4 protein-coding genes are annotated in these 6,750 nt (G+C 73.1%); 3 read left to right on the top strand and 1 reads right to left on the bottom strand.

Annotated features, from left to right (window positions below; genetic code table 11):
* Positions 1 to 226 precede the first annotated feature (226 nt).
* From cydB to ACWEF6_RS37605, 3 genes are all read left to right on the top strand, one after another.
* Positions 227 to 1,234, top strand: a complete 1,008-nt coding sequence (cydB, locus tag ACWEF6_RS37615) for a cytochrome d ubiquinol oxidase subunit II (protein WP_449687319.1) — start codon at positions 227 to 229, stop codon at positions 1,232 to 1,234.
* A gap of 107 nt (positions 1,235 to 1,341) precedes the next feature.
* Positions 1,342 to 4,512, top strand: coding sequence for a thiol reductant ABC exporter subunit CydD (gene cydD / locus ACWEF6_RS37610; RefSeq protein WP_449687318.1), 3,171 nt, complete (start codon positions 1,342 to 1,344; stop codon positions 4,510 to 4,512).
* A 59-nt stretch (positions 4,513 to 4,571) separates the two neighbouring features.
* Positions 4,572 to 5,924, top strand: coding sequence for a GAF domain-containing protein (locus ACWEF6_RS37605; RefSeq protein ID WP_449687317.1), 1,353 nt, complete (start codon positions 4,572 to 4,574; stop codon positions 5,922 to 5,924).
* 193 nt (positions 5,925 to 6,117) lie between these two features.
* On the opposite strand, the gene ACWEF6_RS37600 is transcribed toward ACWEF6_RS37605, so the two are convergent.
* Positions 6,118 to 6,744, bottom strand: a complete 627-nt coding sequence (locus ACWEF6_RS37600) for a response regulator (RefSeq protein WP_043788689.1) — start codon at positions 6,742 to 6,744, stop codon at positions 6,118 to 6,120.
* Positions 6,745 to 6,750 lie beyond the last annotated feature (6 nt).

The raw sequence follows: 6,750 nt of genomic DNA, 5'->3' as shown, positions 1-6,750 counted from the left end.
CAAGCTCTCCGCCACATCGCTCGCGACACCTCGCGACCGCTCACACTCTACGGAATACTCCCTTGACCAGCACAAACGACTTTGCCGGAACCCTGGCCCTTCCCGGGGGGCGTCCCCAAACCCAGTGTATCGGGTCGGTCACTCTCCAGGGTTACCCACAGCAAATCTGTGGACAACTCGACCCGTTGTGGATAACTCACGGCGACCGGCCGGTCGGAGGTGCCCGATGACCCTCGCCATCGTCTGGTTCGTCGTCATCGCCTTCTTCTGGCTCGGCTACCTCTTCCTCGAAGGCTTCGACTTCGGCGTCGGCATGCTGCTGCCCGTCCTCGCGAAGGACAACACCGAGCGGCGCGTCATGGTCAACACCATCGGCCCGGTCTGGGACGGCAACGAAGTCTGGCTCATCGTCGCCGGCGGGGCCATGTTCGCCGCCTTCCCCGCCTGGTACGCCGGGCTGTTCTCGGCCGCCTACCTGCCTCTGCTGCTCGTGCTGCTCGCCCTCATCGGCCGCGGCGTCGCCTTCGAGTACCGCGGCAAGGTCGACTCCGACCGCTGGCGCCGCAACTGGGACCGCGTCATCATGCTCGGCTCGTGGATCCCGCCGCTCGGCGTCGGCCTCATCCTCGCCACCACCGTCCTCGGCCTGCCCCTCGACGCCGCCGGCAACCGCGTCGGCGGAGCGTTCGCCGCCGTCCGGTGGGACACCCTGCTCGGCGCGCTCGCCATCGCCGCCTTCTCGATCACCCACGGCGCCGCGTTCCTCGCCCTCAAAACCAGCGGTGAACTGCGAGAACGTGCGAAGAACCTGGCCGGCAAGCTGCTCCCGGTCGCCATGGTGCCGATGGTCGCGTTCCTCTCGGTCGTCCAGTGGCGCTCCGGCACGTTGTGGACACTGCTCTCGTTCGGAATCAGTGCTCTCGCTGCGGCCGTCGCCTGGCTGCGACTGCGCGCCGACCGCGACGGGCAGGCGTTCGCCGCGCTCGGCGTGGTCATCGCCGGGGCCGCCGTCACGATGTTCGGCGCGCTGTTCCCGAACGTCCTGCCCTCCACCCTCGACGCCGCCAACACCCTGACCATCGAAGGCGCCGCGTCGAGCCCGTACACGCTGACCGTGATGACCTGGGTCGCCGTCTTCGGCGCCCCGGCGGTGCTGATCTACCAGGGCTGGACGTACTGGGTGTTCCGCAAGCGCATCGGCACCCAGCACATCCCGGCGGTCCACGCACCATGATGAAGCATCTTTTCGGGGGGTCCGGGTGGCGGAGCCCCCGGCCCGGGGCGAAGCCCCGGTTGTCACAGCTTCCCGGGCGCGCAACCCTTCTCGCCTCGGAGTCCACAGTGGACTCAGCGCGGCCGGGAAAGGGCCCGCTCGGCGCGCTGCCGGCCCTCGTGCCGGCCGTGCGCCGGGCGCTGGTCCTGGTGGGCTTCCTGTCGTTCGTCCACGCCGCCGCCCTGGTGGCACAGGCGTTCCTGCTCGCCGACGTCCTCGCGGCGATCGTCGGAGCAGGGTCCGGGGGACGCACCGCCCAGCTGGCCGCGCTGCTCGCGCTCGTCGCGACGCGCGCGCTGACCGGCTGGGCGGTGCGCACGGTCTCCGCCCGCGCCGCCGCGACCGCGCAACGCGAACTGCGCGCCAAGGCCGTCGACCACGCGCTGCGCCTGGGCCCCGAGTGGACCGCCCAGCGCGGCCACGGCGAGCTGACCGCGCTCACCACCCGCGGCCTCGACGCGCTCGACGCCTACTTCCGCGAGTACCTCCCCGCCCTGGTCACGGCGGCCGTCGTGCCCCTCGGCGCCGGCGCAGCGATCCTGTTCGCCGACTGGCCGTCCGGCGTCATCGTCGCGCTGACCGTGCCGCTGCTGCCGATGTTCGCCATCCTCGTCGGCAAGTACACCGCCGACCGCGTCGCCGGCGCGACCGACGCAACGCACCGGATGTCCGAGCGGCTCCTGGAACTCGTCCGCGTGCTGCCGGTGCTGACCGCGTTCCGCCGCGCCGCGGCGCAGGCCGAGACCGTCCGGCGGCTGTCCGAACGCCACCGCCGCGCGACGCTCAAGACGTTGAAAGTCGCCTTCTCCTCGGCGTTCGTGCTCGAACTGGTCGCGACGCTGTCGGTGGCGCTCGTCGCGGTGGTGATCGGCGTCCGGCTCGCCGGCGGCAGCCTGCCGCTGGCCATCGGGCTCGGCGTGCTGATCCTCGCGCCGGAGTGCTACCAGCCGTTGCGTGCGGTCGGCGCGGCGTTCCACGCCAGCGAGGACGGCGTCGAAGCGGTCCGGCGCGTCGCCGATCTGCTGGCCCTTCCCGTGCCGCCACCGGGGACCGCGATCCCGTCACGAGGCGAGGTCCGGGTGGCAGCGCTGCGGGTGGCGCGCCGCGGCGGCTTCGCGCCGGACGGCGAGTCGTTCGCGGTCCGCCCCGCCGAGACGGTCTGGCTTCGCGCCCCGAGCGGCGGCGGCAAGTCGACGACGCTCTCGGCCCTGCTCGGCTTCGTCCCGGCGCACGACGGCACCATCACGATCGGCTCGACCGGCCTCGCCGACGCCGACCTCGCGCGCTGGCGTGAACAGGTCGCGTGGGTGCCGCAGTCACCGGTGTTCACCGGCGGCACGGTCCGCGACGAAACGGGCTCGCCGGACGAGCTGCTCGCCGAACTCGGCCTCGACGGGCTGGCCGACCGGCCGGTTTCCCAGCTGTCGCTGGGCCAGCGTCAACGCGTCGCCGTCGCGCGGGCGCTGAACCGGGTGCGGCACGGCGCCTGGCTGCTCCTGCTCGACGAGCCGACGGCGCACCTCGACGAAGCCAGCGCGCGCCTGGTGCTCGACGCCGTGCAGCGCGCCGTCGACAACGGCGCGGCGGCGATCATCGCGGCCCACGAACGCACCGCGGCGGTCGACCTGCCGTCCGAAGTCGCATCCGCCGCGGAGACGTCCACAGTGGACTATTCGGCCCCGCCGCTGAAGTGGCGCGCGCTCCTCGACGGACGTCTCTTCGGGGGCGCCGCGCTGGGCGCGCTGGCGCTGCTGGCCGGCGTGGCGCTGACGGCGACGTCGGGCTGGCTGATCGCCAAGGCGTCCCAGCAGCCGCCGATCCTGACGTTGACGGTCGCGGTCGTCGGCGTCCGCGCCTTCGGCCTCGGCCGCGCGGGGCTGCGGTACGTCGAACGGCTGGTCACGCACGACGCCGCGTTCCGCATCGCCGGCCGCGTCCGCGTACGGCTGTGGAACTCGCTCGTCCGCCTCGGGCCGGCGCGCAGTCTGCGCGCGGGCGAGGGGCAACGCCGGCTGGTGGGTGACGTCGACACCGTGCGCGACCTGCTGCCGCGCGTGGTGTCGCCGCCGCTGGTGGTGCTCCTGGTCGCGGCCGGCGCGATCGCCGTGCAGACGTGGGTGCTGCCGGCGGCGGGCCTGACGCTCGCGGCGGCGGTGGCGCTCGGGCTGTGCGCTCCGTGGGTCGCCTTGCGCGCGGAGCGCCGGGCGACGTCCGCGCTGGCCACCGGCCGGCGCGAGGTGGCCACCCGCGTCTTGGTGATCTTCGAAGCCGCGGCTGAGTTGCTCGCGTTCGGCACGGCGGGGAATCACCGCCGCGCTCTGACGGACGCCGACACGCGTTTGGTGGCGCAAGCGCGTCGCCAGGCGTTCGGCGCGGGCGCAGCGGAAGCACTGGTGACGCTGGTCTGCGGAGCGGCGGCGGTCGTCAGCACGGCGTTCGCCGCGGCGGCGGTCGCGGACGGACGGCTCGACCCGGTCCTGGCGCCGCTGCCGGCGCTGGTGCCGCTCGCGCTGGCGGAGGTCCTGGCGCTGCTCCCGCCGGTCGCGCAGCACTGGGACACGCTGCAACGCGCGCGCCGCCGCCTCGCCGACGTGCCGGAAGCGCCGGTGCTCGCGGCGTCGGGGCCGGCGGTCTCGTTGCGAGGAGCGGACCTCGGCTGGCCGGGCGGACCGGTGGTGTTGCACGAGGTCGACGTCGACCTGCCACCGGGAACGTACGCGGCGGTGGTCGGCCCGAGCGGAGCGGGCAAGTCGACGCTCGTCGCGGCGTTGCTGGGGTTCCTCGCGCCCAGCCGTGGCGCGGTCGAGGTTCCGGACGCGGTGGTGTGGGCCCCGCAGGAGCCGATGCTCGCGGCGACGACGATCGCCGAGAACCTCCGCCTGGCCCGCCCGACGGCGACCGAAGAGGAGCTGTGCGAGGCGTTGCAAGCCGCGGCGCTCGACGTTCCGCCGGAGACGGTGCTCGGCAGCGGCGGCACCGGACTGTCCGGCGGCCAGGCCCAGCGGGTGGCGCTGGCGCGGGCGCTGCTCGGTGCGCCGTCGGCCGGGCTGGTGCTGCTGGACGAGCCGACCGCGCACCTGGACGAAGCGACGGCCCGGGCGGTGCGGGCACACCTGCGGGAGGCCTTGGCCGGCCGCACGGTCGTGCACGTGACGCACGTGGCGGCGGAGGCGGCGGACGCGGACGTGGTCCTCGAGGTCCGCGACGGCCGGGTCGTGACCAGAGTGCCGGTGCCGTGATCGATTCCCGCGGTGTCCCTGCCGCGCCGTCGCCGCGCCGCGCGATAATGGCGGAACTCATGGATCCGACGCTTGCCGCGCGCGCACTGTCCGCGGCCACAGAGATCACGAGCACCGCCCTGTCCGGCGACGACCCGGGAGCGGTGCTGGACACGGTCGTGGCCAGAGCGGCCGAGCTGGCCGACGCCGACCTGGGCCTGGCCATGGTGAGCACCGAGGACGGCCGGGTCGTGGTCGAGGCCGCCTACTACGCCACCCCCCACCCGGCAGGCGAAGTCACCACACGACCCGGCCCAGACGACCCGAAAACCGGCACGGCCGCCGGCGGCACCGGGCCGGCGATCGAAACGGGTCGGCCGCCAGCCGAGCTCGGCGACGGCAGCGCAACCGGCTCCGCCGCAGTGGCGGGCGAACCGCGTCTCGGCGGCTCGGCCCCGGCATCAGGCAGCCCGCAACCAGGTGCGGCAGCCGCTGGGGAGTCGCTGCGGGGGTTGGCTCTTCCCGCCGACTCCGCGGCCGGTCAGGTGGCTCGCGGGGGTGAACCCGTGTCCAGCGAAGACTTCACCGTCGATCCGCGCACCGCGCCCTACGTGCCCGCCGAACTCCACGGCTACGGTCCCTTCGCGGCCGCGCCGTTCGGATCCGGGGGGCGGGTTCTCGGGTCGCTCACCGTCTACCGGAAGCGGGGGCGGGAGCCCTTCTCCGCGGGCACCGTCGAGATGCTTGTCGCCTTCGCTGCCCAGGCCGGGGTTGTCCTCGCGCTCGCCGAAGGGGCCAACGCGCGCCATCGCGTTGCCCTCTACGAAGAGCGGGAGCGCATTGCCCGCGAGCTTCACGACGTCATCGTCCAGCGGCTCTACGGCGCCGGGATGCAGCTGGACCGTGTCCGGCGGAACATGCGCAAGCGGTTCGCCCAGGCCGACGGGGCTCGGCTTTCCGATGCCATCGACCAGCTCGACCAGACCATCGAGGAAATCCGCGGCACCGTGCGCGCGCTGCGGTCGCCGGAGCCTCGCCACGACACCGGCACACCCACCGACCTCGCCGAGTCGGCGCGCGGCGAGGTTCGCATCGCCGGCGAGCTGCTCGGCTACCCGCCGACCCTGGAGCTGTCCGGCGAATTCGCCGACATCCCCGCGGAACGCGCCGACCACATCCGGGCCGCGCTGCGGGAAGCACTGTCCAATGTGGTCCGGCATTCCGGCGCCAGCGAAACCCGCGTGACGCTCACCAGGGACTCCGACGGCGTCAAACTCCGCGTGCGGGACAACGGTTCCGGTGTTCCCCAAGGCGTGGCCACCCGTGGGCTGCGCCATCTCGCCGAACGCGCGGACGCCGCGGGCGGGAAGTTCTTCCTGAACTCCTCACCCAGCCTCGGCACCCTCGTCGCGTTCGACCTGCCGCTCGACTGACTCATCCTTCTCGGGTCATCCAGCCTCCCTTCCACGCCCTCGACGTTGATCTTACCGGTCGGTCGAACATATATTCGACTCACGTTCGAGTGAATCTGGGCGGGGAAACGACCTGATCGACATGGCTGACCGTGACGAGGTGCGGAAAAGGTCGCAGCGAACGGCGGATTGCGGCCGCGGCGGCTGCGGATGGTTACTTCTCGCGCCGCGCGATCCAGGCCGCCGCCTGCGTCCGGCGCTGCATGCCGAGCTTCGCCAGCACCGACGTGACGTAGTTCTTGACCGTCTTCTCCGCGAGGAACAACCGCTCGGCGATCTCGCGGTTCGACAGGCCCTGGCCGATCAGCTCGAGCACGTCGCGCTCGCGTTCGGTGAGCGTCGCCAGCTCGTCCGTCGGCGGGTGGCGCATCTTGTCCAGCACGCGCGCCGTGCTCACCGGGTCCAGCAGCGACCGCCCGGCCGCCACCTCGCGGACCGCGTTCACGACGTCCTGCCCGCGCACCTGCTTGAGCAGGTACCCCGCCGCGCCGGCCATGATCGCGCCGACCATCGCCTCTTCGTCGTCGAACGCGGTGAGCATCAGGCAGGCCGGCGGGTTCGGCTTCGACCGCAGCTCGCGGCAGAGCGTGATGCCGTCGCCGTCGCCGAGGCGGACGTCGACCACCGCGACCTCCGGCTCGACGTGCATCGCCACCGCCAGGGCCTCTTCGACGCTGCTCGCCTCGGCGACGACCTCGATGTCGGGCTCGTCGCCGAGGAGGTCGCGGAGCCCGCGGCGGACCAGTTCGTGGTCGTCGACGAGCAGTACCTGGATCGGCATACCCCG

The sequence above is a fragment of the Amycolatopsis sp. NPDC004772 genome (genome assembly GCF_053601215.1).
Note: the sequence above shows the minus strand (reverse complement) of the source record. Positions and strands in the feature narration are given on the sequence as shown.